This window comes from Capnocytophaga canis, from assembly GCF_043187445.1.
In the GTDB taxonomy this organism is placed as follows: Bacteria; Bacteroidota; Bacteroidia; order Flavobacteriales; family Flavobacteriaceae; genus Capnocytophaga; species Capnocytophaga canis.
On the sequence record NZ_CP171121.1, the window covers coordinates 1,999,522 to 2,025,276 of the forward strand.

The following is a 25,755-nucleotide window of genomic DNA, read 5'->3' on the forward strand; positions in this document are numbered from 1 at the left end:
TTTATGCTATTTTTGTAGTCTGGGATAGTGCGTTACAAAATTGAGTAAAAATGTATCAAATGTCAATTTACAGGCATAAAAAATGTTTTTCTCTCCATATATATTAGGACGATAGATTGAGGTACATTCCCAAATGTTGTTAAGATTTTCATTATACCAATCATACCATAATATATATTTGTATATAAAAATGAAGACTTTCAAAATAATAATAGCTCGTCAGTTGAAGAAATTAGGACACACCCCTCGGTGGTTGGTTCTCGTTATTGATCTACTAATAAACACTATTTCGCTGTGGATTACTGTTTTTCTTTTTGAAAAAATTGGGATTAAGGCTCAGTCATCAGGTTACGAAAGGATGGTGTTAATACTCGCGATAAGCTTTTTATTCTTATGGCTTTTCAAATCACAACGAGGGCTTGTCAGACATTCAACTTTTCGTGATATTTGGAAAATTTTTTTTATAACAATTAGTATTTTATTTGCTTCAAAGGCAGTTAGTTGGCTTTGGCAGAGAGTATATGGCTACCCAATTTTTTTAGACATACATTTGGTTGTAAATTTTGTATTGTCATTTTTCCTATTATCTTTCTTTAGGATAACCGTGAAAGAGTTTTTTAGGAAAATTAATGAGTGGAACAACGGAAAGAAACAGCATTGGAAAATTATAGCCTTAGGGACTGATACTGAAATGGTTTCCGTAGCTAAAGTCATTAGAGACAATCCATATACTCCTTACGATTTGGTAGGTTTTTTGGTAGATGGTAACATAGGGAAAGCTACTTTACTAGGTAAAAAAATAATAAAAAAGCAGAGCTTTCTTGCAAAAAGTAAAGCTCAACTACAAATAGATGGAGTTTTGATTAACCAAAATGCACTTTCACGGTCGGAAATTGCCGAGTGGACAAATATCTTTCTAGACAAAGGGCTGAAAGTACTAAAAACACCAAGACTTCAAAAAGTAAGGTCAAACCAAGATGTAAAACTTAAATCTTTACAAATAGAGGATTTGTTGCATCGAAAACCTATAATTATTGAAAATGAAGAAGTTATACAAAAACATTTTCAAAAAAATATATTAGTAACGGGAGGAGCAGGTTCTATCGGAAGTGAACTTATTCGACAGATAGCTACCTTTGAAACGGCTCAGATAGTGGTTTTAGACCAAGCGGAAACACCTTTGCACGATATTGAATTGGAATTAAAGGAAAAATTCCCTACAGTTTCGTTTAAATTTGTTCTTGCTGATATATCAAATAGAGAACGATTAGAAAGGATTTTTCAAAAGTATCATTTTTCAATCGTTTATCATGCGGCGGCGTATAAACATGTACCATTGATTGAAGAAAATCCTTATGAGGCTATTCTGGTTAACATTCAAGGAACTCGCAATGTGGCTTTATTGTCGAGTAGGTACAAAGTAGAGCGATTTGTGATGATTTCCACAGACAAGGCAGTGAATCCAACCAATGTGATGGGTGCTTCCAAAAGGACAGCCGAACTTTTTGTACAAGCGTTGCAAAAGGAAACTACCAACACAACAAAATTTATCACTACGCGTTTCGGGAATGTTTTGGGGTCGAATGGTTCGGTAATTCCTCATTTCAAACGACAAATAGAAAAAGGAGGCCCTATAACCATCACGCATCCCGACATTGTCCGTTATTTTATGACCATTCCTGAGGCTTGTGAGTTAGTGCTTCAAGCAGGAACGATGGGTGTGGGAGGTGAAATTTTCGTTTTTGATATGGGAGAACCTATCAAAATCTTGAATTTAGCTATTCGTATGATAAAACTATCGGGCTACGAACCTGAAACAGATATCAAGATTGTTTATACAGGACTTCGTCCAGGTGAAAAACTCTATGAGGAACTATTGAGTGATAATACAAAAACGTTACCAACACACCATGAGAAGATTATGATTTCAAAAGATCCTTCGGTGCCCTTTGACCAAATTAATCAATTGTCGGAAAAAATCGTAGCTGTCGCACAGACAGGAGATAAACTTCAAATGGTACGTGTTTTAAAAGAAATCGTGAAAGAATTCAAAAGCAATAATTCCATTTATGAAGAGTTGGATAAGTAATAAAAAGGATACTTATGGGCATAGCAACAAAGATGAAACTTAAACTAAGTAAAATAAACAAATTGCTGATAATCATTCTGTTACCGATGTTTTTGCAAATTTTTGCTTCAATGCGACATGCTAATCGGTCAGTGAAAGAAGTCAATGTCAATCATTTAAGTGATGAGCAGTTTGTTACGGATGAATCTATACGGCGGATTTTACTCAAAGATCCACAGGCGCTTACGCCATTGCAATTAGTAGATCTGAAGGACTTAGAAGAAACCTTGAATAATCACCAAATGATTGAAAAAGCTGAAGTATTTTACACCATTGATGGAGTGTTAGAGGCTACGGTAAAACAACGACAGCCCATAGCCCGGATTTACGAGAATGGTGCTTTTTCCTATATGGATAGTCAAGGGAAATTAATGCCTTTATCCAATATTTATTCAGCAAGAGTACCTTTGGTGTACGGAAACGCTCAGAAATTTTGGGAAACTACCTATCAGCTGGTACAATTTATAAAAAAAGATGATTTTCTAACCAAAAACATTACCGAAATCAAAGTCACAAACAAAGGGGATTATCATTTTCGATTAAGAATACCTAATTTCGTAGTTATTTTTGGGAAATATGAGAATATTGAACAAAAAAAGGCAAATCTGAAAGCTTTTTATCGACAGATGGAGAAAGATGATAGGTTAAATGATTATAAAATTGTTAATTTAAAATATGCAAATCAAGTGGTTTGCACAAAATAATTATTTATCTTTGCAAAAAATTATTTTCTTGCGTAAAAAAATATTCCTACATTTGGGGATTAGAAAATAATATGGAAAAGACTTTAAAATAGAGAAAAAGGCTAAAAGACTCATTATCAATATGAAAAATGCTTTGAACGATAAAAAATATTATGTAGGTTTAGATATTGGCACCACCAAGATTGTCGCTATGGTTGGGACAAGAAATGAATATGGAAAAATTCAAATTTTGGGCTATGGACAATCAAAAAGCGATGGAATAACGAAAGGGGTTGTTCAGAATATCATTAAAACCACACAATCCATTTTAGAGGCTATCGCTGATGCTAAAACCAAAACTGGTTTGGAAGATATTCAAGATGTGATGGTTGGTATTGCAGGGCAACATATTTTGAGTCGCTCTCACAGTGATTATATCATCCGTCCAGATGCCGATAAATTGATAGATATTGATGATTTGGAGCAATTAAAACAGCAAGTTTATCGCATTGGACTAACTCCAGGTCAGCGCATCATTCACGTGTTGCCACAGGAGTATCGCGTTGATGATCAAGAGCCAACATGTGACCCTATCGGGATGATTGGTTCTCGATTAGACGCTTCCTTTCATTTGGTAATTGGACAGGTAAGCTCCTCTACAAACATAGAACGTTGTGTGACATCTTCAGGACTCAATGTTGTTGATCTTACGTTGGAACCGTTAGCTTCTGCTGAAGCTGTTTTGACGGAAGAAGAAAAAGATGTAGGAGTAGCATTGGTAGACATTGGAGGAGGTACCACAGATGTGGCAATCTTCAAGGACGGAATCATACGCCATACCGCTGTAATACCTCTGGGAGGAAATATCATAACAGAAGATATTAAGGAAGGATGTGCTATCCTTAGTAGACAAGCGGAAAAACTCAAAGTCGAATTTGGTTCTGCTTGGCCAGGGGAGAATAGAGATAATGAGATTGTCGCCATTTCTGGAATTATAGGAAGAGAACCTAAAGAAATATCTCTGAAAAACTTATCCAAAATTATTCATGCGCGTGTAAGCGAAATTATCGGGATGGTTTATAACGTGATTAAAAATTATGGTCACGAAGAAAATAAGAAAAAACTCATCGCAGGGATTGTACTCACAGGAGGAGGAAGCCAGTTAAAGCACATCGTTCAACTAACGGAATACATCACGGGTATGGACGTTCGTATCGGTTATCCAAATCAACATTTGACCAGCAAACCCGATGCTAAAATAAGTTCTCCGGTTTATGCTACATCTATAGGGTTGGTTATGAGTGCTATAGCTCATGAATCCGAAAAATTGATCATGCAACAACTCGAAGAGAAGAAAAAGCAAGAAGCTGAGGAAAAAGAACGAGAGCAAGAGGCCTTAAAAGAACAAGTGAAACAAGCACAATTGAGAGTTGCTCTGGATTCGGAGGAAGTTAGAAAGGAAGAGGAAGCTCCAAAAGAAAAATCTGGAGGATTTTGGGGACGCGTAAGAAATCTCAAAGATAAAATGGATAGTTTTTTTAGTGAAGACTATGACGACGACAAAGATTATAAGTAAAGTGGAAAACGAACAATTATGAATACAAACGATACGGATAAAGATTTAGGATTATTTGATTTACCCAAGGGAAAAAGCAATGTAATCAAAGTGATTGGTGTTGGCGGAGGTGGATGTAATGCCGTGAATCACATGTTCTTAGAAGGAATCAAAGGCGTGGATTATGTGGTTTGTAACACCGATGCTCAGGCTCTTGAAAATAGTCCTGTTACCAATAAAATTCAATTAGGAGTTACTTTAACAGAAGGATTGGGAGCAGGGGCTGACCCAACCATAGGAGAAAAAGCTGCTGAAGAAAGTTTAGAAGAAATAAGCAAGGTGTTGGAAAACAATACTAAAATGGTTTTTATTACCGCAGGAATGGGAGGAGGAACTGGAACAGGAGCGGCTCCCATCATTGCTCGAAAATCCAAAGAATTAGGAATACTCACCGTAGGGATTGTCACTTCTCCTTTCATTTATGAAGGGTTAAAGCGAAGCCGACAAGCCAAAGCAGGAATTGAAAAACTGCGTGAGAATGTTGACTCCTTGATTGTGATTAACAATAACAAACTCACTGAAATCTACGGTGATATGGGAATTACCGAAGGTTTAGCAAAGGCTGATGAGGTATTGATGAAAGGCGCAAAAGGAATGGCAGAGGTAATCAGTAAGCACTACACACTAAATATAGATTTGCGTGATGCTAACACAGTCCTCAAAAATGGAGGAACTGCCATCATGGGGTCTGCCATTGGTGAAGGAGAAAATAGAGCATTTCAAGCTATTGAAGGGGCTTTGAATTCTCCTCTCTTGAACGATAATAAAATCACGGGAGCAAAAAATGCTTTGGTTCTCATTGTTTCGGGGTCAAAAGAAGCTACCACACGTGAGGTTGAGGAAATTAACTATTATATTCAAGATCAGGCAGGTGATGATATGGCCGACATCATCATGGGAGTAGGAAAGGACGATAGTTTGGGAGAAGCTCTTTCTGTAACAGTTATCGCAACAGGGTTTGATGCTGACCAACAACGTGAAATAGTGAGTTCTGAAACCAAAAAAGTAATCCATGTACTTGATGAAACAAAACCAGTAGTTCATGACTTAACGGAGAGAAAAACGGTTCCCGTAGTCGATACTACTTGGGGAAAACCAGCTACCCCTGAAGCTCCAAAAGTTCCTCAAAATCAGAGTGCGATTACTTCTATGGTCGACCTTTTTAATATTTGGGTGAGTCAGGAACTTGTTCTTCCAGAAGAAAAATTTACAATCATAGAAAAACCACAGGTTGCGAATAGACCACAGCAACACATGCAATCAGGGCAATCATCACGTGCTGTAGAGTCAACTAAAAAACAAGATTCTTCAGAAAGAATTGTACATCAGTTGGGTGATACTGAAGAAAATCAGCCTCGTAATTTCACAACGAAGGCTCACATAACTACCTCAGGAGAGATTCGCCATTCTTTAAATGACTATATGGAGTTAGAAGAAACTCTTACTCAAGCACATCCTTCGGAAGTTTCTGATAATGAAGTTATTCTGTATAAAAGAGTGGAGCCTTTAAGCGAAGCGGGACAGCAAATGGATATGTTTACTGAGAGTGAGAGCAACGATCCTTTCAATAATCCCATTCCTGCAAATATTATGAAAACTCGTTCAAATCGCCTACAAGATTATAACTATAAGTTTAACACATCCAATTATACGGATAGTAATTCTCATTCAAGAACTTCTATCAGTAGAGACAGTTCGGGGGAGATTCAATTCAGAAAAAATAATTCGTTTTTACACGATAATGTAGATTAGCGATAAGATTTCTATACATAAACTAAACGAGGCTACCGAATATATTTCAGGTAGCCTCGTTTATTTGGTAGGACGTTATGCCTAAATTAAGCTAAAATCGTGTTTCTAATTTAATGTATTCTAAAAATTCTTTTCGAATCTGTGGGTCTTTGAATTTTCCGCCAAATTCTGCTGTCACAGTGCTACTTTCAATATCTTTAATACCTCGCGAATTGACGCAGAGGTGTTTCGCGTCAATCACACAAGCTACGTCTTCCGTACCCAAAGCTTGTTGCATTTCTTGAACAATTTGCATAGTCAAACGTTCCTGAACTTGCGGACGCTTTGCGTAATATTCTACTATACGATTCATTTTTGATAGTCCGATAACTCGACCATTTGAGATATATCCCACATGGGCTCGACCAATAATCGGCAACAAATGGTGTTCACAGGTAGAGTAAACTACAATGTTTTTTTCCACTAACATTTCACCGTATTTGTAGCTGTTGTCAAAGGTTGAAGCCGATGGTTTTCGGTCAGGATGCAATCCGCCAAATATTTCTTTTACAAACATTTTTGCTACTCGTTTTGGGGTTCCTCGCAGACTGTCATCATCCAGATCCAATCCTAAGGTGTGCATGATTTCACGTACATTTTTTTCAATTGCATCAATTTTTTCAGAATCTGATTTGTCGAAAGCATCGTTTCGTAAAGGTGTTTTTGCCGATGTACATACGTGGTTATCACCTAAAATATCTTCTTCAGAATTGTGTTTGTCAATCATTTCTAAAATATTAAACTTATGTTTTAAAACCGCAAATATAATCTTTTTCTCCCGATATATCTTTATTTTTCTAAAATTGATATACAAAAGCGTTGATGTTCATTCCTGCTCCAACCGAGGCAAACAATACTACGTCCCCTTTATTAATCCGATGTTCATCCAGTTCTCCTTTCATAATCATTGCCAGTAGCGAAGGTATTGTAGCTACGCTGTTATTACCTAATTTGTGAATCACCATGGGCATGACATTCTCAGGGGCATGTAAATTGTAGAGTTGATAGAAACGATTCACGATGGCTTCGTCCATTTTTTCGTTTGCTTGATGGATGATTATTTTTTTTAACTGTTCAATACTAAAGCCACTTTTGTCGAAACACTCTTTCATTGCTTGTGGCACGTTCGACAGTGCAAATTCATAGATTTTTCGTCCGTTCATTTTAATATATCGTACTGAAGGACAGCTATCTGAGTTATATGATTTTCCGAAAAACAGATAGTCTTTTTCTTTGGCAGTGAACGAGGCCGAAAGATGTGATTTCAATCCTGCGTTGTCATCACTGAATTCAATAACGGCCGCTCCAGCTCCGTCGGCATAGATCATAGTGTCACGATCATGGATGTCCACCACGCGTGAAAGAGTTTCTGCTCCGATGACCAAACAACGCTTCGCGATTCCAGCCTTGATAAATGCATTAGCATGAATCATACCTTCTACCCACCCTGGACAACCAAAAATGAGATCATATGCCACACATGAACTATTCTCAATTCCCAATTTATGTTTTACTCGTGCTGCTAAACTTGGCAACATATCCGACTGAATGGTTCCGAAAGCTACGTCTCCAAAATTATGAGCAAAGATGATGTAATCCAGCGTATTCGGGTCTATTTTTGCGTTTTCAATAGCTTCTTTTGCAGCAAGATACCCTAAGTCAGATGTGTTTTGCTCTTTCTCTGCATAGCGTCTTTCCTCAATCCCTGTGATTTCTTTAAGTTTGTTTGCTATTGTAGAGTTGTCTTGTTTCAAGATATTTCCGCGTTCATCTAAAAAAAGGTAGCTATCGAAAAACACGTTCGTAATAGTTTGGGTGGGAATATAGTTTCCTACGCCTATGATTTTTGTTGCCATTTCAATAAACACTCTCTTCCGTAATGCCTTTCGTTAGGTAGTTTCGTAAAGTGAGCCACAAAAGTACTGATTAAATAAAAGTAAATGTGTTTTTTAACGAAATTTATGAAATATAATTCCAGACATGACCATAGAAATATGATATTATGACTTCTCAAACAGAGGTAAGATTAAAAATATTAGGGCAAAACATCTGTTGTTTTTACCAAAAAAATATTGTAGCTTTGCTATTTTAATTTTAACATATTAATTTTATGAAAATCATAAGAGGTTTAGCAGTAGCTTTATTGCTTCCTGCTTTGTTGCAAACCACTATGGCAACAACCAAATTGGAAGAGCAGCATATTTCGGTGAAAGATTCCGTTTCTTTCAAAAAGCCACTTCCTTTTGATAATGAAGTGAAGGTAGGGAAATTACCTAATGGATTCCAGTATTTTATCCGTAAGAATGTTGAGCCTAAGAATCGTGTTACGATGTATTTGGCTGTGAAAGTAGGCTCGATTTTAGAAACTGAATCCCAATTAGGATTAGCTCACTTTTTGGAACATATGAACTTCAATGGCTTGAAGCATTTCCCTAAGAATGAATTGGTAAACTATTTGCAAAAAGTAGGAGTACGTTTTGGAAGCGATTTGAACGCTTACACAGGTTTTGATCAAACGGTTTATCAATTGCCCATTCCTTCGGATGATCCCGAAATATTGAAGAATGGATTGCAAGTGATGCGTGATTGGGCTCAAGACGCACTACTTACTGCTGAGGAAATTGACAAAGAAAGAGGTGTAGTACTGGAGGAAATGCGTGGAGGTCGCGGAGCGATGCAACGTATGCGCGATAAATTCTTCCCATTGATGTTTAATAACTCTCGTTACGCTAATCGTTTGCCAATAGGAACCGAACCTATTATCACTAATTTCCCGTATGAAGAATTGCGTAAGTTTCATAGAGATTGGTATCGTCCTGATTTGCAGTCTATAATAATTGTGGGAGATATTGATGTAAACCAAATAGAGAATGAGGTAAAACGGCTGTTTTCGGACATGAAAGAGAATCCTAATGCACCTAAACGTGAGAAGTATGAAGTGCCTTTTCTAAATAAAAATCAGTTTTTAACAGTTACCGATCCTGAAATGACTGCCGTAGTTACTCAGATGTTTATCAAACATCCGAAGACTAATATCAAAACTGAGGGAGATTACCGTAAATCATTATTAAAAGCGGTTTATAGCCGAATGATTAATAATCGTTTGAGTGAACTTCGCCAAAGTGCCAATCCACCGTTTTTATCGGGAACAATTTCTATTAGTGACTTCTTGGCAAATATGCAAACCTTCGGAGCTTCGATGGTTAGTAAACCAAATGAATATGAAGTTGGGTTTAAAGCTATTCTTCGTGAGTTGGAGCGTGTGCAACGCTTTGGTTTTACGCAGACTGAGCTTGACCGTGCCATCGCTTCTATCAGTAAAGGTAACGAAACAGCGTATATTGAGCGAGATAAAAAGAAATCCGATGAGTACGTAAACCGTTATTTGAACTATTTCTTGGAGGACGCTCCTGCGTTAAGCAATGAGGATTCATATAACATTACCAAGAGATTGTTACCAACATTAACATTGAAAGAAGTTGTTGCTTTAACAAAAGAATATTATACGGATGTAAATCGCGACATTATTATTTTGGCTCCTGATAGCCAAAAAAATTCGCTCCCAACAGAAGCTCAAATTAATCAATGGATTGCTGAGGTTGAGGCAGAGAAAGTAACTGCATATGAGGATAAAGTTTCTGATTTACCATTATTAGCAAAACAACCTGTTAAAGGAAGTATCGTAGCAGAGAAGAACTTGACAAAAGTTGCTGCTAAGGAATTGACTTTGAGTAACGGAGTTAAAGTAGTATTGAAACCAACAACTTTCAAAAACGACCAGATTCTCATCAATGCGTTTAGTCCAGGGGGAACTAATATGTATGCTGATAAAGACTACCATTCAAGCAGTTACGCTAGTAGCTTAGTAGGACAAAGTGGTGTTGGTCAAATGAACGCTATTGAACTCAAAAAATATTTGACAGGTAAAAATGTGCATGTAGGAACTTACATTGGTGAGCGAGAGGAAGGCGTTTCAGCTTTCTCTGACAAAGAAGGATTGAAAACAACTTTTGAGCTTATTTATGGGTATTTTACTGAGCCTCGTATTGATGAAGATATTTTCCAAGGAACGTTAGCAAATGTCATTTCAGGGATGTCTAACAGAGAAAATGATCCTAATTTTGTTTTCAGACGTGACATCACTAATAAGCTCTACAAAGGAAATATTCGCCGTGTACCTAATACGGAGGAAGATATTAAATCAATCTCCAAAGACAGAGCCTTGAATATCTACAAAGACCGTTTTGCAGATGCTTCCGATTTTGTGTTTGTTATCGTAGGTTCGTTCGATGAGAAGGATATCCGTCCGTTGTTGGAAGAATATATTGCCTCATTACCAAGTTTAAAACGTAATGAAAAAACACCAGATTTAGGCATCTATGAGCCTAAAAAAGGATTTAACTTAGTTACTAATAAAGGTAAAGAAGAGAAAGCTTTAGCAAATTTGAGATACTACGGTGATTTCAAATACGATGTGCAAGAAGTGTTGAATATGCAAGCTCTTCAAAGTGTTTTGACCATAAAACTTATAGAACGACTACGCGAAGATGAAGGAGGAGTGTATGGAACAGGAGCTCGTATCAATACATCTAAATATCCAAAAGGACGTTATAACGTGTCAATCACCATTGGGACAGGTACTGAAAAATACCGTCACTTAATCAACTTAGCATTGGAAGAAGTTGAGAAAATCAAGAAAAATGGGCCTTCACAAGCTGATTTGGATAAATTCAAAATAGAAGTACAACGCCAAAATGAGCTTATGGTAAAAGAAAACGGTTTTTGGCAAGGGCTTTTGTCGGGAGCGTATCGCAACCAGCAACCCATAGAAACTCCAGAAGAAATATTGAAACGTTTGGATAAAGTCAATATAAAATCGGTTCAAAAAGTAGCTCAAAAATACTTGAAAAAAGACCAATTATTTGAGTTTATATTACTTCCAGATGCGAAATAATCGCTTTTGAGAAATAGGAAGAGGCTATCTGATAAGATTTTCAGGTAGCCTTTCTTGTTTCCTAAAAAATCATTTGCATACCTGTCAAAAAAACATTATCTTTGGCTTCATCTAAAATAATACTCAATGAAACCAAAAATACCAGTTTTAGGAATTGTAATCACCGTATTGATTTTTATCTCGGTGATGATGTTTGGATTACCAGTTTACAACGTGTGGCAACAAGAAATGGCTGGTAAGGCTGAAATGGCAAAAGCCGAACAAAACCGAAAAATTCTTATTGAAGAAGCCAAAGCTCGATTGGAAGCCGAAAAACTTAATGCTCAGGCCGAAATTGAGAGAGCAAGAGGTATGGCAGAGGCAATGAAAATCGAAAACGGAACGCTCAATTCGGTCTATAATCAGTATTTATTTATTCGAACGCTCGAAAAATTGGCAGACAAAGGCAATCTTCCGCAAATTATTTATATGCCTTCCGAAGGATTAGTTCCCGTGATGGATGTAACAAAACATGAAATTAAATAATACATTAAAAATTATTTCAACATAAATATTTTAATAAATAATCGATTAATTGACAATGAAATACGTAAAATTTTTATTACTACTTTGCTCGGTTTCGCTTTATGCACAACAGGGCGGAATGTGGATTCCTTCACTTTTGGAGGGAATGAATGAAAAAGAAATGAAATCGCTGGGAATGAGAATGTCTGTTTCTGATATTTATTCCGTGAATAAATCAAGTTTGAAAGATGCCGTGCCACATTTTAACAATGGATGTACCTCTGAAATGATTTCCGCACAAGGGCTACTATTGACGAACCATCACTGTGGATATGGACAAATACAATCACATTCAACTCTTAAAAACGATTATCTTGCGGATGGATTTTGGGCAATGAGCAAATCAGAAGAACTTCCCAACCCAGGAACAGTTGCTACGTTTATCATTCGTATTGAAGATGTTACTGAGAAAATATTGAAAGGAACTGAAAATGTTTCTTCTGAAAGTGAGAAATCTAATGTTATTGAAAAAAACATCGCTGAATTGGTAAAAACGTCACCCAAAGAGGCGTGGCAGGAAAATCGCGTACGGGCATTTTACAACGGAAATCAATATCTATTGTTCGTTGTTGAAGTGTTTAAGGACGTTCGTTTGGTGGGGGCTCCGCCGTCTTCTATCGGAAAGTTTGGTTCTGACACCGATAATTGGCTATATCCCCGACATACAGGCGATTTTGCCCTTTTCCGCATCTATGCCGATAAAAATAATCGTCCCGCGGAATATTCTAAAGACAATGTGCCGTACAGACCTAAACACTTCTTCCCAATTTCGTTGGACGGCATTTCTGAGGATGATTTTACCATGGTTTTCGGTTACCCAGGGCGTACGCAGGAGTATTTACCGTCGGTTGCTGTGGAACAAATCATCAATGTGGTGAATCCTGCTCGTATTGGAATTCGTGATGTGGTGCTGAAAGTACAAGACGGGTATATGCGTAAAGACCAAGCCATTAAGATTAAATATGCTTCTAAATACGCACGAGTGGCAAACTATTGGAAAAAATGGATTGGCGAGAGCCAAGGTCTGAAAAAATCAAACGCCGTTGCTATAAAACAACAACAAGAGGCTATTTTTGTAAAAAACATCGAAAAAGATAAAAAAACAGAAGAATATGGAGCTATTTTGCCTGAATTCTCTAAAAAATATAAAGCATTTGAACCTTATTCATTGTCAAATGAATTGTTTAATGAGTTGATGCTGAGAAATATAGATTTCTTAACCAATGGATATCGTATGTATCAACTGCAGCTGATTTTAGAAAAAAGAGGGCAACAGTCTTTTAATGATAGAAAGAAAAATCTGTTAGAAACATTCAAAAATGTATTCAAAGACTACGAAAAAGTGGTAGACAGAGATGTTTTTGAAAAAGCCATCGTTTTCTATGCTGAAAATATGCCAAAGCAGTTTTTGGTAGAGAATCTACGTTCCTTTGACTCTAAAAAACTAGCGGATGAGCTTTATGAAAATTCATTTTTGGCATCTTATGAGGAAATTGAGAAAGTACTTTCGCTTTCACCACAAGATTTTGCCCAAAAGCTCAAAGATGATAAAGGAATGCAGTTTGTAACGTTTATGGCGGAAAATTATGTGAATAATGTATTACCTACTTACCAAAAATTGGATGCAGAAATTCAAGCCTTACAGCGTACGTATATGAAAGCTATTTTGGAGTTTTCAAAGCCTGAGGATAGAATTTTCCCTGATGCAAATAGTACATTGCGTGTTACTTACGGAAAAGTAAAAGGATATGCCCCTGCCGATGCGGTATATTATAGCCCTGTAACTTATTTGGAAGGTGTGATGGAAAAATACGTTCCGAACGATTACGAATTTGATGTTCCGCAGAAATTACGTGACTTGTACGAGAAGAAAGATTTTGGAGCTTACGCCGACAAGAACGGAAAAATGCCTGTTTGCTTCATCGCTACCAATCATACCACAGGCGGAAATTCGGGAAGTCCTGCTATTGATGCACACGGAAATCTCATCGGACTTAATTTCGACCGCGTTTGGGAAGGTACAATGAGCGATATTCATTACGACCCTGAAATCTGTCGTAATATTATGGTGGATATTCGTTATGTTCTATTCATCATCGATAAATATGCAGGAGCAAAACACCTCATTGACGAGATGAAATTGGTGCATCCGAAAAAGAAAAATTCTTCTAAAAAATCGAAACGAAAATAAATCATAGGGACAAATCAAGTTTTGTCCCTACTCAATCCATAAGATTTAATTATGATTAAAAGTAAATTAGTGTTATTTTTTCTATTTTTTGTAATTTTTGGTTGTAGTTCATTGAAAATTACACAGACAAAAATTAAAAATCAGATTTCTTTGACAGAAACAGAACGAATAGTGTCTGTTCTTGCTTCAGACTCGCTTCAAGGTCGTTATCCTTTTAGTGAAACTTACGAAAAATCGATGTCTTTTGTAGAAAACTTTATGAAAAGTAATAAAATAAAGCCTTTTTATAAAGAAACGTATCGTGATGTGCTTATCCAAGGGTCAAAATCAGCAAATATTGTAGGACTTATTGGGGATTACGACCGAAATAAAGAACATATTATCATCGGAGCTCATTTAGATCATTTGGGAGTTTCAGAAGATACCTCGCAAAGAGATACGATTTTCAACGGGGCAAATGATAATGCTACGGGAGTTACGGCTGTGTTACTTGTTGCTAAAGAGTTGGCAAAACATACCTTTGATAAAAATGTAATTGTTGCTATTTTTACAGAAGAAGAACTTGGTTTGGTTGGAGCGAATCATTTGGCAAATCGATTGAAGAAAGAAAAAGTAAATGTTTCGTATGTCCTTAATTATGAAATGATTGGTGTTCCGATGTTAATTGGAGAAGATAAAGTGTATGTGACGGGATATAAAAAATCAAATTTGGCACAAGAAATGAATAAGGTTGCTGGAAAAGAGTTTGTTGTGTATTTGCCAGAAGACAATATGTACGGATTATTTGAAGCAGCTGATAATTTTCCTTTCTACCGAGTGTTAAATATTCCAAGTCATACTATTTCGAGTTATGATATAAAAAACTACGATCATTATCACAAACTCTCAGATGAGATTAATAATCTGAATATAAAACATTTGAATAACATTATTCAGAATTCGGTGGATATTATTTATAGAATGCTGAAAAATAATGTAAAAATTCAACTTTCTGATTTATAGAAAGATAATTATTTTTTAATTACATTCAAAAATGAAAAATTAATAAACAATAATACAATGAAAATAAATAAATTTATTGACCACACACTTCTGAAAGCTAATGCAACTATTTCAGAAATTGAAACACTTTGTAAAGAAGCTGTTACGTATGATTTTTTCTCTGTTTGCGTGAATAGTGCATTTGTGCCGTATGCTAAAGATTTTTTAAAAGGTACAGATATTAACGTATGTAGTGTTGTTGGTTTTCCTTTGGGAGCTATGAGTTTGAAATCCAAAGTTTTTGAAACAGAACAAGCTCTTGCAGATGGGGCAAATGAAATAGATATGGTAATTAACATAGGGCTTTTAAAATCGGGAGAGGTTGATAAAGTTCGCGAAGAAATTGCTCAAATTAAGAAAGCTTGTGGAAATAACGTACTGAAAGTGATTTTAGAAACTTGCTATCTTACCGATGAAGAAAAGAAATTGGTTTGTAAACTATCAGTAGAGGCAGGTGCTGATTTTGTGAAAACTTCTACAGGATTTGGTACAGGGGGAGCAACTCTTTCGGATGTTCAGCTTATGAAAGAAGCCGTAAACGGAAAGGCTAAGATTAAAGCTTCAGGAGGGGTTCGAGATTTTCAAACAGCAAAACAATACATTGATTTGGGAGTAGAACGCATCGGAACTTCCAATGGAATTGCAATTGTCACAGGAGGAAAAGGTGAGGGATATTAAGTTATGAATACGATTGATATCATCCTACTTGTTGTATTAGGGTTTGGTTTGGTACGAGGTCTATGGAGAGGACTCATTATTGAGTTAGCTTCGTTACTTGCAATTATATTAGGAATTTACGGGGCTATTCATTTTTCGTTTTATATTGCTGATATCTTGAGCCAATATGTTTCTTTTGAAAAATCGACAATGGAAGTGATTTCTTTTGTTTTCACCTTGATTTTGATAATGTTAGGCGTGATGCTTTTAGCAAAATTACTTACAAAAGTAGTCAAATTTGCCTCGTTAGGATTGTTAAATAGATTGGGAGGAGGTGTTTTCGGGTTACTCAAAACTGCCATTATTGCAGGGTCGCTGTTCATTGTTTTGGAGAAAACATGGCAAACTGATAAATGGTTACCACAAGAGACCTTGAAAAACTCAGTGCTTTATGAACCCATAAAAACCATCGGTGGGGTTGTTTACGGCAACGTTTTTTAAAAAACAAACCTTTTGTTATAATAATTGGAAGGTAAGTTTGGAATATAACAGACTTTCATAAAGATATCTAAAAACAAATTCTGGTTACGTTAAAAAGGAATTAATCTCTTCTTAATAGTTCGGGGTTTGTTTTTTTATTTGGTAATAAAATAATACTTTTGCACAGTTTTTGAGAAAAAAAACATAGATAGAATGAAAGAAACCGATATAATCATTATAGGGGCAGGTCCTACTGGGCTTTTTGCCGTTTTTGAAGCTGGGTTGTTGAAAATGAAATGTCATTTGATTGACACATTGCCACAGCCAGGAGGGCAGTTGGCGGAGTTATATCCTAAGAAACCGATTTTTGACATACCAGGTTATCCAAGCGTTGGGGCAGGTGAATTGGTAGATAATCTCATGGAGCAAATTAAACAATTTCAACCTGAATTTACATTGTCGGAAACAGCAGAAACCATTGATAAAAATGAGGATGGAACTTTTGTTGTTACAACCAATAAAGGAACCAAAATTAAAGGTAAGGCGGTAGCCATTGCAGGAGGATTAGGAACTTTTGAGCCTCGTAAGCCCGAGTTAGCTAATCTAGTTGATTATGAAGAAAAAGGGGTGGAATATTTTGTTAGAAATCCCGAAAGTTTCGCAGGGAAGCGTGTAGTCATTGCGGGAGGGGGAGATTCGGCTTTGGATTGGAGTATCTACTTGGCGAATATAGCAAAATCAGTTACGTTGGTTCATCGTCGTAACGAATTTCGTGGAGCTTTGGATTCGGTAGAGAAAGTAAAAGCATTAAAAGATGCAGGGAAAATCAATCTGATTACCCCTTGTGAAGTGGTTGAAATAAAAGGAAAAGGTAAAGTAGAATCATTGGTGTTGGATGTTGAGGGAAATCGACAAGAGGTTGAAACGGATTATTTTATTCCGCTTTTTGGATTGACGCCTAAATTAGGCCCTATTGCTAATTGGGGTTTAGAAATTGAGAAAAATGCCATTAAAGTGAATAACGCTTTAGATTATCAAACCAATGTAGAGGGTATTTACGCCATAGGAGATATTAATATCTATCCAGGCAAATTGAAATTAATTCTCTGTGGATTTCATGAAGCAACATTAATGTGTCAAAGTGTTTACAATCGACTCAACCCAGGTAAAAAATATGTACTTAAATACACCACTGTGTCAGGTGTAGATGGTTTTGACGGAAGTCGAAAAGAAGCTGAGAAGGCCGTAGTTAAATCAATAGAATAGTAGGAATTAAAACGAAAATAGGAGAGATGAAACGATTGAGAAACTTGATCATGTTCGTCATTTTTATGACAAACACGGTGTCGCTTTGGGGACAAATAGACACGATAAGCACCAAGACCTTGCAGTTGAAGGGAAATATAAAGCAAGTACAAGATTATTCGTATTCTTTAGAACCTGACAAAGAAGGGAAAAAGACAGTTGATAGTAAAAAGTATGAACTTATTCCTTTAACAGAAGATTGGAATATTGAACGTGATAAAACCAAATATTCTAAAACCAATATTGCTTATACGTTTGATAGGACAGGTAAAAATATGAGTGTAACAACCTATTTCACTGATAGAGTTCCTTTTGGAGGTATGACTTTCAAGTACGATAAAAAGGGAAAAGTGATTGGAAGTAAAACAATTTTTACTGCCGATGATGGAGATTTGGTAGTTGACAAAGGATATTTTTATAATGAGAAAGGGCAGTTAGTCAAAATTGATGAAAACGAAGGAGGTGAATGGCTTTTGACAACAACATTCAAATATGATGACTTAGGAAATTGCATCGAAAAAAATAAAGTAGCCAGTCTTTCTGTGTTAGAAAAAGACATCCAAGAGTATGAAGAGAAAAATCTTATTTTGGAGAAGAAAATACGCCCGGAGTATGTAAAGGAAAAACATTATCGTTATAACAAAGCTAATAAAGTAACTCATTCCGAAGAACTTTATCCAGATATCGGTGTATTCTTAAGAGTTGAAAATGAGTATGATAAAGAGGGATATTTAGTAAAATCTAAATTTACCAATGAGGATGATCAAGTAACTATTTGCGTCTATAAGTACAAAAAAGGAAAGCTAGTTCAGTCCATATGTACAGCCATTGATGATCCAGATTTTTATATGGAAACAAATTTGGCTTACGCATCTTCAGGAGGTGAAACCGAGGTTATTAAGACTAAAACGGAGACTGTCTCTAAGAAAGTTTTCGATAAAAATGGACTGTTGATTTTGCATAGAACTCCTGATTTCGATCATCAGTACAAATATTCATTTGACAAATTCGGAAATTGGAAAGAAGTTGTTCTATACGAAAATAAGGTGCCTTCCAAAATTAGAACACGCAAAATAGAATACTACTAAAATGAGTGATATTACCTTGAAAATAACCGATAGGGAAGGGGTTCTTTTTGAATTACAAGCTCCTACGGATATGAATATGAATCTCATGGAAGTCATGAGGGCTTACGAAATTGCACAGGATGGTGAAATAGGCGTTTGCGGAGGTATGGCAATGTGTGCTTCTTGTCAGTGTTATGTACAGAATGATGTAACTCTTCCTGAGATGTCTGCTGATGAGGAGGCGATGCTTTTTGAGGCATATCATGTCAAGGAAAACAGCCGTTTAGGATGCCAAATTCCTATCACAGAGCAACTTGATGGATTAGAGGTTATTCTGGCTCCCTATCCGTAATCAGATTCAGAAATTAGATAAAAAGAAGACTTTGTCATGCACTTATATTCTTTTCAGTGAATACAAATGTACGACAGAGTTTTTTGCTTTATCAGTCGAAATGACAGAAAATTTATTGTTAATAATAAACGTTTTAAGAAAAATACGTCTGATATTTTGAAAAATGTACAGAAGTTTGACATAGTAATTATTGGTGGAGGAGCTGCAGGTTTTTTTACAGCTATTAACTGTGCTGAGCGAAATCCAAACTATAGAATTGCTATTCTTGAGAAAGGGAAAGAGGTATTGTCCAAGGTGCGTATTTCAGGCGGTGGTCGGTGCAATGTTACGCATGCCGAGTTTATTCCTCAAAATTTGGTAAAGAATTATCCACGTGGTGAACGAGAATTGCTTAGCCCTTTTAGTCGATTTATGTGTGGTGATGTTATTGAGTGGTTCGAGAGTCGGGGAGTAGCACTCAAAACAGAAGCAGACGGACGTGTTTTCCCAGAATCAAACACTTCACAGAGTATTATTGATTGTTTTTTAGAACAAGTGAAATGTCTTGGTATTGAGTTGTTTAACTCTCATAATGTGATTGATTTCTATAGAGAAGATGCATATTGGGAAGTAAAAACATCTGATAGTATTTTTCGTGCTGAAAAACTGATTATTACTACGGGAAGTAATCCTAAAATATGGAATTTATTGGCAAAATTAGGACACACGATAGTTCCCCCTGTGCCATCTCTGTTTACATTTAACACTTCCGATGACTTTATAAAAGACATGGCAGGGATATCGACTACTGCTGAGGTTTCTTTGTATGACATACATGATAAATCTTTAAAAATCAAAAATATAGCTCCATTGCTTATCACTCATTGGGGATTTAGTGGACCTGCCATATTAAAACTATCGGCTTGGGGTGCCAGAGTTTTAGCAGAGTGTGATTATCGCTGTGTGTTGAAAGTCAATTGGTTATGTAATGACTTGCAACAACCTAGTAAAGAGGAAGTTCTGCAATATTTGCAGGAAATTAAACAAACGCAACCTAAGAAAATGCTTCAAAACACATCATTTCCTAATCTTCCTAAGCGATTGTGGTTAAGGTTGTTAGATAGGGTGGGTGTTTCGCATAGCATACTTTGGGCAAATTTGAACAAAACTTCTTTGCATTCATTGTCCGAAGTGCTAACATCTTCAAGGTTTGTAATCAATGGAAAATCCGTGTTTAAAGAAGAGTTTGTCACAGCAGGGGGAGTGGCTCTTTCTGAAATAAATTTTAAAACGTTTGAAAGTAAGATGTTAAAAAATTTATACTTGGCAGGAGAGGTCATAGACGTAGATGCGATTACGGGAGGTTTCAACTTCCAAAATGCCTGGACAGGAGGTTATTTGATAGCCGAAGCTTTGCAAGGATGAAAAAAAAGAGTTTATTTTATAGTTTTGTAAAATAAAATTGCATTTGCCAGTTGAATCTGTCGAGGAAAGAAAATAATTCAAAAATTTTTTAGTTTCCATATATTATATTACCTTTGCGAACTGAATTTTTTTAGACTTAAATATTTTAAAAAATGAATATTACAAAAGAGCAAATTGATGCTTTGAACGCTGTGATTACAGTTGCTATTGAAAAGGATGATTATGCTGATAAGGTAGAAAAAGTGCTTACAAATTACAGAAAAACAGCAAATGTACCTGGATTCAGAAAAGGACACGTTCCTATGGGAATGATTAGAAAACAATATGGAAAAGCAATTCTATTTGATGAGGTAAATAAATTATTGCAGGATTCATTGAACAAATATATTGTTGAGGAAAAATTAGATATTTTAGGAAATCCACTTCCAAAGGAACAGCAAGATTTTAATTGGGATGCTGAAAGCTTTACTTTTGAATTTGAAGTAGGCTTAGCTCCTAAATTTGAGCTTGATTTACAGCCTCAAAACGGTATTACTCGATATGAAATCTCAATTGAAGATGAACTTATTGATCGTCAAGTGGAGCGTATTCGTAAGCAATTTGGAAAATTGATTTCAAAAGGCGAGATTTTGGATCAAAACGATATTGAAATCACAGGATCGTTTTTTAACGAAGAGAAAAAGATTGATAATCAAGCAACTTTCAAGTTGGAAGCCTTGAGTGCTGATAACCGAAAAGTGTTTGTAGGTAAAAAGATAGGAGATCAGTTACAACTGCAAACCAAAGGATTGTTTAATGATGAGCACGATTTGATGCACTTTTTGAAAGTGTCACATGATGATGTGCATCACTTGGACGTTACGGTAACTTTCACAATCGAAGAGGTTAATGTTCGTGAGGAAGCTGATTTGAATCAAGAGCTTTTCGATAAGTTGTTTCCCGCAGGAACAGTAACATCAGAGACTGAGTTACGTGAAGAAATCAAGAAAAATTCTCAATTTCAATATACAGAACAAGCAGATCAGCATTTTCTAAACCAAGTTACAGACTATTTGGTAAACACTACTCAGTTTGATTTACCAGCAGAGTTCTTGAAAAAATGGTTACGTACGGCAGGTGAAAAAGAATTGACAAAGGAGGAAGCTGACGCTGAATACGAGAAATCAGAAAAAGGACTTCGCTATCAACTTATCGAAGGTAAAATATTAGGAGACAATAATTTGCATCCTACATTTGACGAGTTGAAGGACTATGCTAATAGTTATGTAAAAAATCAATTGGCTCAATACGGAATGCCTGTTGATGATGATTCGTACATAGATGGAATTGTAAGTAAAATCTTACAAAACAAAGAGGAAATACAACGCATCAATCAGCAATTAGTATTGAACAAACTATTAGAGTTTTACAAAGCTAATGTAAAAACGAATACTAAAAAAGCTACTTTCGATGAGTTCATCAAAGAAGTTTACAAAACAGACGAGGCATAGAAATTATTAGTGTTTTGACATACAAAGGCGTTAAATTTGGTTTAACGCCTTTTCATCGTAATATATTATCTTTAATTTTATTACCGTCTTGCACACATTTCAACAAACAGGGAGATTATCTCGAAATTTGACTTTAGTTGTCATTTTGTCAGTTTTATAAGTTTGTTTTTCACCACGCATATGCGGTTATACTGTTGAGGTTAAGCGTTTTATATTACTACAGAAAACGTTATTCTACTAAATAAAAATAAAATACTTCATACGGCAGAGTTTTTGAAGAGCTTTCCGTACAAACATAATAAAAATCCATAAACCTATGAATTTCAATAAAGAATTTAAAAAATACGCTACTAAAAAACATGGTATAAATAGTCTTTACTATGATAAAATCATATCAAGTATGACGCCTTATATTATGGAAGAACGTCAACTGAATGTTGCTCAAATGGATGTTTTTTCTCGTCTTATGATGGATAGAATCATCTTTTTGGGAACGGGTATTGATGACCATATAGCCAATATTGTAACAGCTCAGTTGTTGTTTTTGGAGAGTGTTGATAGTTCCAAAGACATCCAGATTTATATAAATTCACCAGGAGGAAGTGTATACGCAGGTCTTGGAATTTATGATACGATGCAGTTTATCAAACCTGATGTAGCTACCATCTGTACAGGTATGGCAGCTTCTATGGGAGCGGTACTTTTGTGTGCAGGAGCTGATGGAAAACGTTCGGCATTACCACACTCACGAGTGATGATTCACCAACCTTCGGGAGGAGCTCAAGGAGTAGCTACTGATATGGAAATCAACCTAAAAGAGATGTTAAAACTCAAAAATGAGTTGTATGAAATCATCGCTACTCACTCGAAGCAGCCATTTGAACGAGTGTATAAAGATTCTGAGCGCGATTACTGGATGAAAGCCGAAGAAGCTAAGGAGTATGGTATGATTGACGAGGTTTTGGTTAGAAAATAAATTTAAAAACTCTGGTTGGTGTTCGGCATACGCCTTCCATTCTATTTACCAACTTGAAAGAAAGATAATATGGCTAAAAAACAATCAGATAATTTTTGTTCATTTTGCGGTCGTCCTGAGTCGGAAACTGAATTGCTTGTCAATGGATTAGATGCGCGTATCTGTAATCATTGCATCGAACAAGCTCACGGCATATTTTTGGAGGAAATGAATTTTCAAAATGTCAAAACAGCAGACCAAAATGAATTGATTACACTAAAAAAACCTAAGGAAATTAAGGAATTTCTTGATCAGTACGTCATTGGACAGGATGCTACAAAAAAAATTCTTTCTGTGGCAGTATACAATCACTATAAACGTTTGCAACAGCCCGATACGGACGATAACGTAGAAATACAAAAGAGTAATGTCATCATAGTTGGACAAACTGGCACAGGAAAAACGTTGGTAGCGAAAACCATAGCTAAGTTGTTAAACGTTCCTTTGGCAATTGTTGATGCTACGGTACTTACCGAGGCAGGATATGTGGGTGAGGACGTAGAAAGCCTTTTAGTACGTTTGTTACAAGCGGCAGATTATGATGTGGCTAAAGCAGAAAGAGGTATTGTGTTCATTGATGAGATAGACAAAATTGCTCGTAAAGGTGATAATCCCTCTATTACGCGCGATGTGTCGGGGGAGGGGGTACAGCAAGGTTTGTTGAAACTCTTAGAAGGTTCAGTGGTAAATGTTCCACCTAAAGGAGGACGCAAACATCCCGACCAAAAGTACATTGAGGTCAATACGGAGAACATACTATTTATTGCAGGAGGTGCTTTCGATGGTATTGAGCGTATCATATCGAAGAGGATGAATATGCAAGCAGTAGGATATAACACCTCAAAAAACACTCAGATTGATAAAAAGAATTTGATGCAGTACATTATTCCTAAGGATTTGAAAGATTTTGGATTAATTCCAGAAATTATAGGGCGTTTGCCTGTGCTGACGTATATGAATCCCTTGGATAAAGAAACCTTGCGAATGATATTGACCGAACCTAAGAACGCTATTATAAAACAGTATCAAAAACTGTTTGAAATGGACGGTATCAAATTCAGTATTGATCCAGAAGCTTTAGATTTTATTGTCGAAAAGGCAATCGAATATAAGTTGGGAGCCAGAGGATTACGTTCGCTTTGTGAGAGTATCCTGACCGATGCGATGTTTGAGCTGCCAAGTTCCAACAAAAAGAAGTTGGTTGTCACCAAGGACTATGCCAAAGAAAAATTAGATAAATCAGGATTGCAAGTAACATCTTAAACAAGAAAACTCAACGCAAAAAAATGTGTTGAGTTTTTTTATTATCTATAACATTTTTCATTACCTTTGTAGGAATATTTCGAATCAGGATGTTAGCATTCAAAAGAAACATAACAGGGTTGCTTAAAGTTTTGATGATTGTTGCATTTGTCTATTTCTTTTGGCTTATGCTGAAAATCACTTGGCTTTATATTCCGATTCGGTCGGATGTTGCTTTTTTGATGATAAAACAGACCGAAGTGAACGCAGATTCGATGTATTTGCCTATTTTTTATGTGCATGTCTATACGAGTATTTTTATCCTTCTGTTTGGATTTTTAGCCATTCTACGTAAAAATTTTGGTATTGCTAAATTGCATCGTTGGACAGGAAGCGCATACGTTATCCTACTTTTGCTATTTGCCGCTCCTTCAGGTATTTATATGGGAATATATGCTAATGGAAATGTTTATTCCGTAATTTCTTTTCTTATCTTAGGAATACTTTGGTGGTGGACAACTTTTATGGCGTATAGAACCGCAAGAGGAGGGAAATTTATCAAGCATAAACATTGGATGTGGCGAAGTTTTGCTCTTACCTTGTCAGCTATTACTCTGAGAATGTGGAAAGTAGTTATAGTTTACTTGTTTCATCTACCTCCGATGGATACTTATCAAATAATAGCTTGGTTGGGATGGTTGCCTAACATTATTTTAGTAGAATACTTAATTTGGAAGAAAATAATTTAAAAAATACGATTATGAAAAAATGTTATTTAATCCTTTTCATGGCTTTTTTTGTGTTAATAGGATGTAATGAATCTCCTAAGAATAAAAAACAAGAAAATCCAGAAGAAAATGCAGGTGTTCAGATAGAAAGACTACTGCCTGAAGTTACAGAAAGAGAGGCTTTAGCAAAAGAACACTATCCTGAGTTGTACGGAATTTATTCGGGCGATTTTATGATTCCTGAAAATGATGAAGAAATTAATTATTCAAGAGTAGAATATGGTGACTATAACAAGAAAATATCGTTGAAATTCAATAGAATAATCAATGATACGGTTTATGGGCATAGCATCACGGGAGGAAATCAGCGACCCTTTGTTGGAACGTATGACAAAACATCTAACGTTTTTATCCTTAATGAACCAGGAGATGACAAAACCGATGGAAAGTTTGAATTACAACTCAAAAATGACAGTATAGTGGGAGTTTGGCGAGTTTATCAAAAGAAAAACGTACGTATTCCCAAAAAAGAATTGCGTTTGCAGAGAAAAGTTTTTGCATATGATCCTAATTTGATGTTGGATAGGGATACGGATTTGATAGATTGGTCAAGCCCTAAAGAATTTATAGATAGTTTTGTTGATTCGGACACAGAAGAGGGAGAGGAAGAGAATTACTCAGATGTCGGGTATCGTGTTGCTTCAGAACTTATTTTTGAAATAAATGCTTCAACGCAAAAGCTGACCGAAAAAGATCTGAAGAATCTTAAAAAATTAGATTTGGAAATCATTCGAAATTCAGTTTACGCACGTCATGGATATTCGTTCAAGAAAGCAACTTACCGTTACTTTTTTGAAATGACAGATTGGTATATTCCTGTTTCTGATAATGTTGATGATCAGCTTTCAGTGTTGGAAAAGGAGAATATTGTACTGCTGAATCGTATGATAAAATATGCCGAAGATCATTATGATACTTTTGGTAGGTAAGTAGAGAATAGTAGTTAGTGATTAGCTTATAGTAATTAATTTTCAACAATATCAATAAA

The 25,755-nt window shown here is 36.0% G+C and carries 21 protein-coding genes; 19 read left to right on the top strand and 2 right to left on the bottom strand.

The annotated features are described in order from the left end of the window. The first annotated feature begins 190 nt into the window (after positions 1-190). The 4 genes from ACF3OB_RS08545 (at position 191) to ftsZ (ending at position 6,178) form a co-directional block, all read left to right on the top strand. The gene (locus ACF3OB_RS08545; protein ID WP_095893454.1) at positions 191-2,089 is read left to right on the top strand and encodes a polysaccharide biosynthesis protein; all 1,899 of its coding nucleotides are present in this window, start codon (positions 191-193) and stop codon (positions 2,087-2,089) included. Between the two features lie 14 nt (positions 2,090-2,103). Then, complete coding sequence (locus tag ACF3OB_RS08550; RefSeq protein ID WP_392447461.1) at positions 2,104-2,832, top strand: cell division protein FtsQ/DivIB; 729 nt, start codon at positions 2,104-2,106, stop codon at positions 2,830-2,832. A 133-nt stretch (positions 2,833-2,965) separates the two neighbouring features. Next, entirely contained in the window at positions 2,966-4,387 is a 1,422-nt protein-coding gene (gene ftsA / locus ACF3OB_RS08555) for a cell division protein FtsA (protein WP_392448775.1), read from the top strand. Between the two features lie 18 nt (positions 4,388-4,405). Then, on the top strand, positions 4,406-6,178 hold the full coding sequence (gene ftsZ / locus ACF3OB_RS08560; protein ID WP_392447463.1) for a cell division protein FtsZ: 1,773 nt from the start codon (positions 4,406-4,408) through the stop codon (positions 6,176-6,178). 91 nt (positions 6,179-6,269) lie between these two features. Here the strand turns inward: ftsZ and folE are convergent, their stop codons facing one another. Both folE and ACF3OB_RS08570 read right to left on the bottom strand, forming a co-directional pair. Next, positions 6,270-6,944, bottom strand: a complete 675-nt coding sequence (gene folE, locus ACF3OB_RS08565) for a GTP cyclohydrolase I FolE (RefSeq protein ID WP_042007550.1) — start codon at positions 6,942-6,944, stop codon at positions 6,270-6,272. Between the two features lie 70 nt (positions 6,945-7,014). Then, positions 7,015-8,073, bottom strand: coding sequence for a 3-oxoacyl-ACP synthase III family protein (locus ACF3OB_RS08570; protein ID WP_392420040.1), 1,059 nt, complete (start codon positions 8,071-8,073; stop codon positions 7,015-7,017). 254 nt (positions 8,074-8,327) lie between these two features. On the opposite strand from ACF3OB_RS08570, the gene ACF3OB_RS08575 reads away from it, so the two are divergent. From ACF3OB_RS08575 to ACF3OB_RS08645, 15 genes are all read left to right on the top strand, one after another. Continuing rightward, positions 8,328-11,171, top strand: a complete 2,844-nt coding sequence (locus ACF3OB_RS08575) for a M16 family metallopeptidase (RefSeq protein ID WP_392447465.1) — start codon at positions 8,328-8,330, stop codon at positions 11,169-11,171. Between the two features lie 126 nt (positions 11,172-11,297). Further along, positions 11,298-11,696 (top strand): hypothetical protein, encoded by a 399-nt coding sequence (locus ACF3OB_RS08580; RefSeq protein ID WP_119652897.1) that lies wholly within the window; start codon positions 11,298-11,300, stop codon positions 11,694-11,696. A gap of 55 nt (positions 11,697-11,751) precedes the next feature. Beyond that, positions 11,752-13,926 (top strand): S46 family peptidase, encoded by a 2,175-nt coding sequence (locus tag ACF3OB_RS08585; protein WP_392447467.1) that lies wholly within the window; start codon positions 11,752-11,754, stop codon positions 13,924-13,926. 150 nt (positions 13,927-14,076) lie between these two features. Then, positions 14,077-14,928, top strand: a complete 852-nt coding sequence (locus ACF3OB_RS08590) for a M28 family metallopeptidase (RefSeq protein ID WP_157908989.1) — start codon at positions 14,077-14,079, stop codon at positions 14,926-14,928. A gap of 57 nt (positions 14,929-14,985) precedes the next feature. Next, a complete protein-coding gene (gene deoC / locus ACF3OB_RS08595; protein ID WP_392447469.1) occupies positions 14,986-15,645 on the top strand; it encodes a deoxyribose-phosphate aldolase in 660 nt (219 codons plus the stop codon). A 3-nt stretch (positions 15,646-15,648) separates the two neighbouring features. Further along, entirely contained in the window at positions 15,649-16,125 is a 477-nt protein-coding gene (locus ACF3OB_RS08600) for a CvpA family protein (RefSeq protein WP_042343700.1), read from the top strand. Positions 16,126-16,317: 192 nt separating this feature from the next. Continuing rightward, positions 16,318-17,370 carry an NAD(P)/FAD-dependent oxidoreductase gene (locus tag ACF3OB_RS08605; RefSeq protein WP_042343702.1) on the top strand — a complete coding sequence of 351 codons (1,053 nt, stop codon included), beginning with the start codon at positions 16,318-16,320 and terminating at the stop codon, positions 17,368-17,370. A 26-nt stretch (positions 17,371-17,396) separates the two neighbouring features. Further along, a complete protein-coding gene (locus tag ACF3OB_RS08610) occupies positions 17,397-18,497 on the top strand; it encodes a sugar-binding protein (RefSeq protein ID WP_392447471.1) in 1,101 nt (366 codons plus the stop codon). 1 nt (position 18,498) lies between these two features. Beyond that, a complete protein-coding gene (locus ACF3OB_RS08615) occupies positions 18,499-18,828 on the top strand; it encodes a 2Fe-2S iron-sulfur cluster-binding protein (protein ID WP_042009553.1) in 330 nt (109 codons plus the stop codon). A 66-nt stretch (positions 18,829-18,894) separates the two neighbouring features. Continuing rightward, positions 18,895-20,232, top strand: coding sequence for an NAD(P)/FAD-dependent oxidoreductase (locus tag ACF3OB_RS08620; protein ID WP_392447472.1), 1,338 nt, complete (start codon positions 18,895-18,897; stop codon positions 20,230-20,232). Positions 20,233-20,384: 152 nt separating this feature from the next. Continuing rightward, positions 20,385-21,722, top strand: coding sequence for a trigger factor (gene tig / locus ACF3OB_RS08625; protein ID WP_392447474.1), 1,338 nt, complete (start codon positions 20,385-20,387; stop codon positions 21,720-21,722). A 316-nt stretch (positions 21,723-22,038) separates the two neighbouring features. Beyond that, on the top strand, positions 22,039-22,698 hold the full coding sequence (gene clpP, locus ACF3OB_RS08630) for an ATP-dependent Clp endopeptidase proteolytic subunit ClpP (protein ID WP_095911862.1): 660 nt from the start codon (positions 22,039-22,041) through the stop codon (positions 22,696-22,698). Positions 22,699-22,767: 69 nt separating this feature from the next. Continuing rightward, positions 22,768-24,000 carry an ATP-dependent Clp protease ATP-binding subunit ClpX gene (clpX, locus tag ACF3OB_RS08635; protein WP_042006651.1) on the top strand — a complete coding sequence of 411 codons (1,233 nt, stop codon included), beginning with the start codon at positions 22,768-22,770 and terminating at the stop codon, positions 23,998-24,000. 89 nt (positions 24,001-24,089) lie between these two features. After that, on the top strand, positions 24,090-24,728 hold the full coding sequence (locus tag ACF3OB_RS08640; protein ID WP_392447475.1) for a DUF2306 domain-containing protein: 639 nt from the start codon (positions 24,090-24,092) through the stop codon (positions 24,726-24,728). An 11-nt stretch (positions 24,729-24,739) separates the two neighbouring features. Beyond that, complete coding sequence (locus ACF3OB_RS08645) at positions 24,740-25,696, top strand: YARHG domain-containing protein (protein ID WP_095894436.1); 957 nt, start codon at positions 24,740-24,742, stop codon at positions 25,694-25,696. Positions 25,697-25,755 lie beyond the last annotated feature (59 nt).

Excerpts from the sequence above, each read along its gene's own strand:
- ACF3OB_RS08620 (WP_392447472.1), top strand. The coding sequence starts at position 18,895 with ATGTACGACAGAGTTTTTTGCTTTATCAGTCGAAATGACAGAAAATTT.
- ACF3OB_RS08580 (WP_119652897.1), top strand. The coding sequence starts at position 11,298 with ATGAAACCAAAAATACCAGTTTTAGGAATTGTAATCACCGTATTGATT.
- clpP (WP_095911862.1), top strand. The coding sequence starts at position 22,039 with ATGAATTTCAATAAAGAATTTAAAAAATACGCTACTAAAAAACATGGT.
- ACF3OB_RS08585 (WP_392447467.1), top strand. The coding sequence starts at position 11,752 with ATGAAATACGTAAAATTTTTATTACTACTTTGCTCGGTTTCGCTTTAT.
- ACF3OB_RS08615 (WP_042009553.1), top strand. The coding sequence starts at position 18,499 with ATGAGTGATATTACCTTGAAAATAACCGATAGGGAAGGGGTTCTTTTT.
- clpX (WP_042006651.1), top strand. The coding sequence starts at position 22,768 with ATGGCTAAAAAACAATCAGATAATTTTTGTTCATTTTGCGGTCGTCCT.
- ACF3OB_RS08570 (WP_392420040.1), bottom strand. The coding sequence starts at position 8,073 with ATGGCAACAAAAATCATAGGCGTAGGAAACTATATTCCCACCCAAACT.
- ACF3OB_RS08545 (WP_095893454.1), top strand. The coding sequence starts at position 191 with ATGAAGACTTTCAAAATAATAATAGCTCGTCAGTTGAAGAAATTAGGA.
- ACF3OB_RS08605 (WP_042343702.1), top strand. The coding sequence starts at position 16,318 with ATGAAAGAAACCGATATAATCATTATAGGGGCAGGTCCTACTGGGCTT.
- ACF3OB_RS08550 (WP_392447461.1), top strand. The coding sequence starts at position 2,104 with ATGGGCATAGCAACAAAGATGAAACTTAAACTAAGTAAAATAAACAAA.
- ACF3OB_RS08645 (WP_095894436.1), top strand. The coding sequence starts at position 24,740 with ATGAAAAAATGTTATTTAATCCTTTTCATGGCTTTTTTTGTGTTAATA.
- folE (WP_042007550.1), bottom strand. The coding sequence starts at position 6,944 with ATGATTGACAAACACAATTCTGAAGAAGATATTTTAGGTGATAACCAC.
- ACF3OB_RS08600 (WP_042343700.1), top strand. The coding sequence starts at position 15,649 with ATGAATACGATTGATATCATCCTACTTGTTGTATTAGGGTTTGGTTTG.
- ftsZ (WP_392447463.1), top strand. The coding sequence starts at position 4,406 with ATGAATACAAACGATACGGATAAAGATTTAGGATTATTTGATTTACCC.
- tig (WP_392447474.1), top strand. The coding sequence starts at position 20,385 with ATGAATATTACAAAAGAGCAAATTGATGCTTTGAACGCTGTGATTACA.
- ACF3OB_RS08575 (WP_392447465.1), top strand. The coding sequence starts at position 8,328 with ATGAAAATCATAAGAGGTTTAGCAGTAGCTTTATTGCTTCCTGCTTTG.
- deoC (WP_392447469.1), top strand. The coding sequence starts at position 14,986 with ATGAAAATAAATAAATTTATTGACCACACACTTCTGAAAGCTAATGCA.
- ACF3OB_RS08640 (WP_392447475.1), top strand. The coding sequence starts at position 24,090 with ATGTTAGCATTCAAAAGAAACATAACAGGGTTGCTTAAAGTTTTGATG.
- ACF3OB_RS08610 (WP_392447471.1), top strand. The coding sequence starts at position 17,397 with ATGAAACGATTGAGAAACTTGATCATGTTCGTCATTTTTATGACAAAC.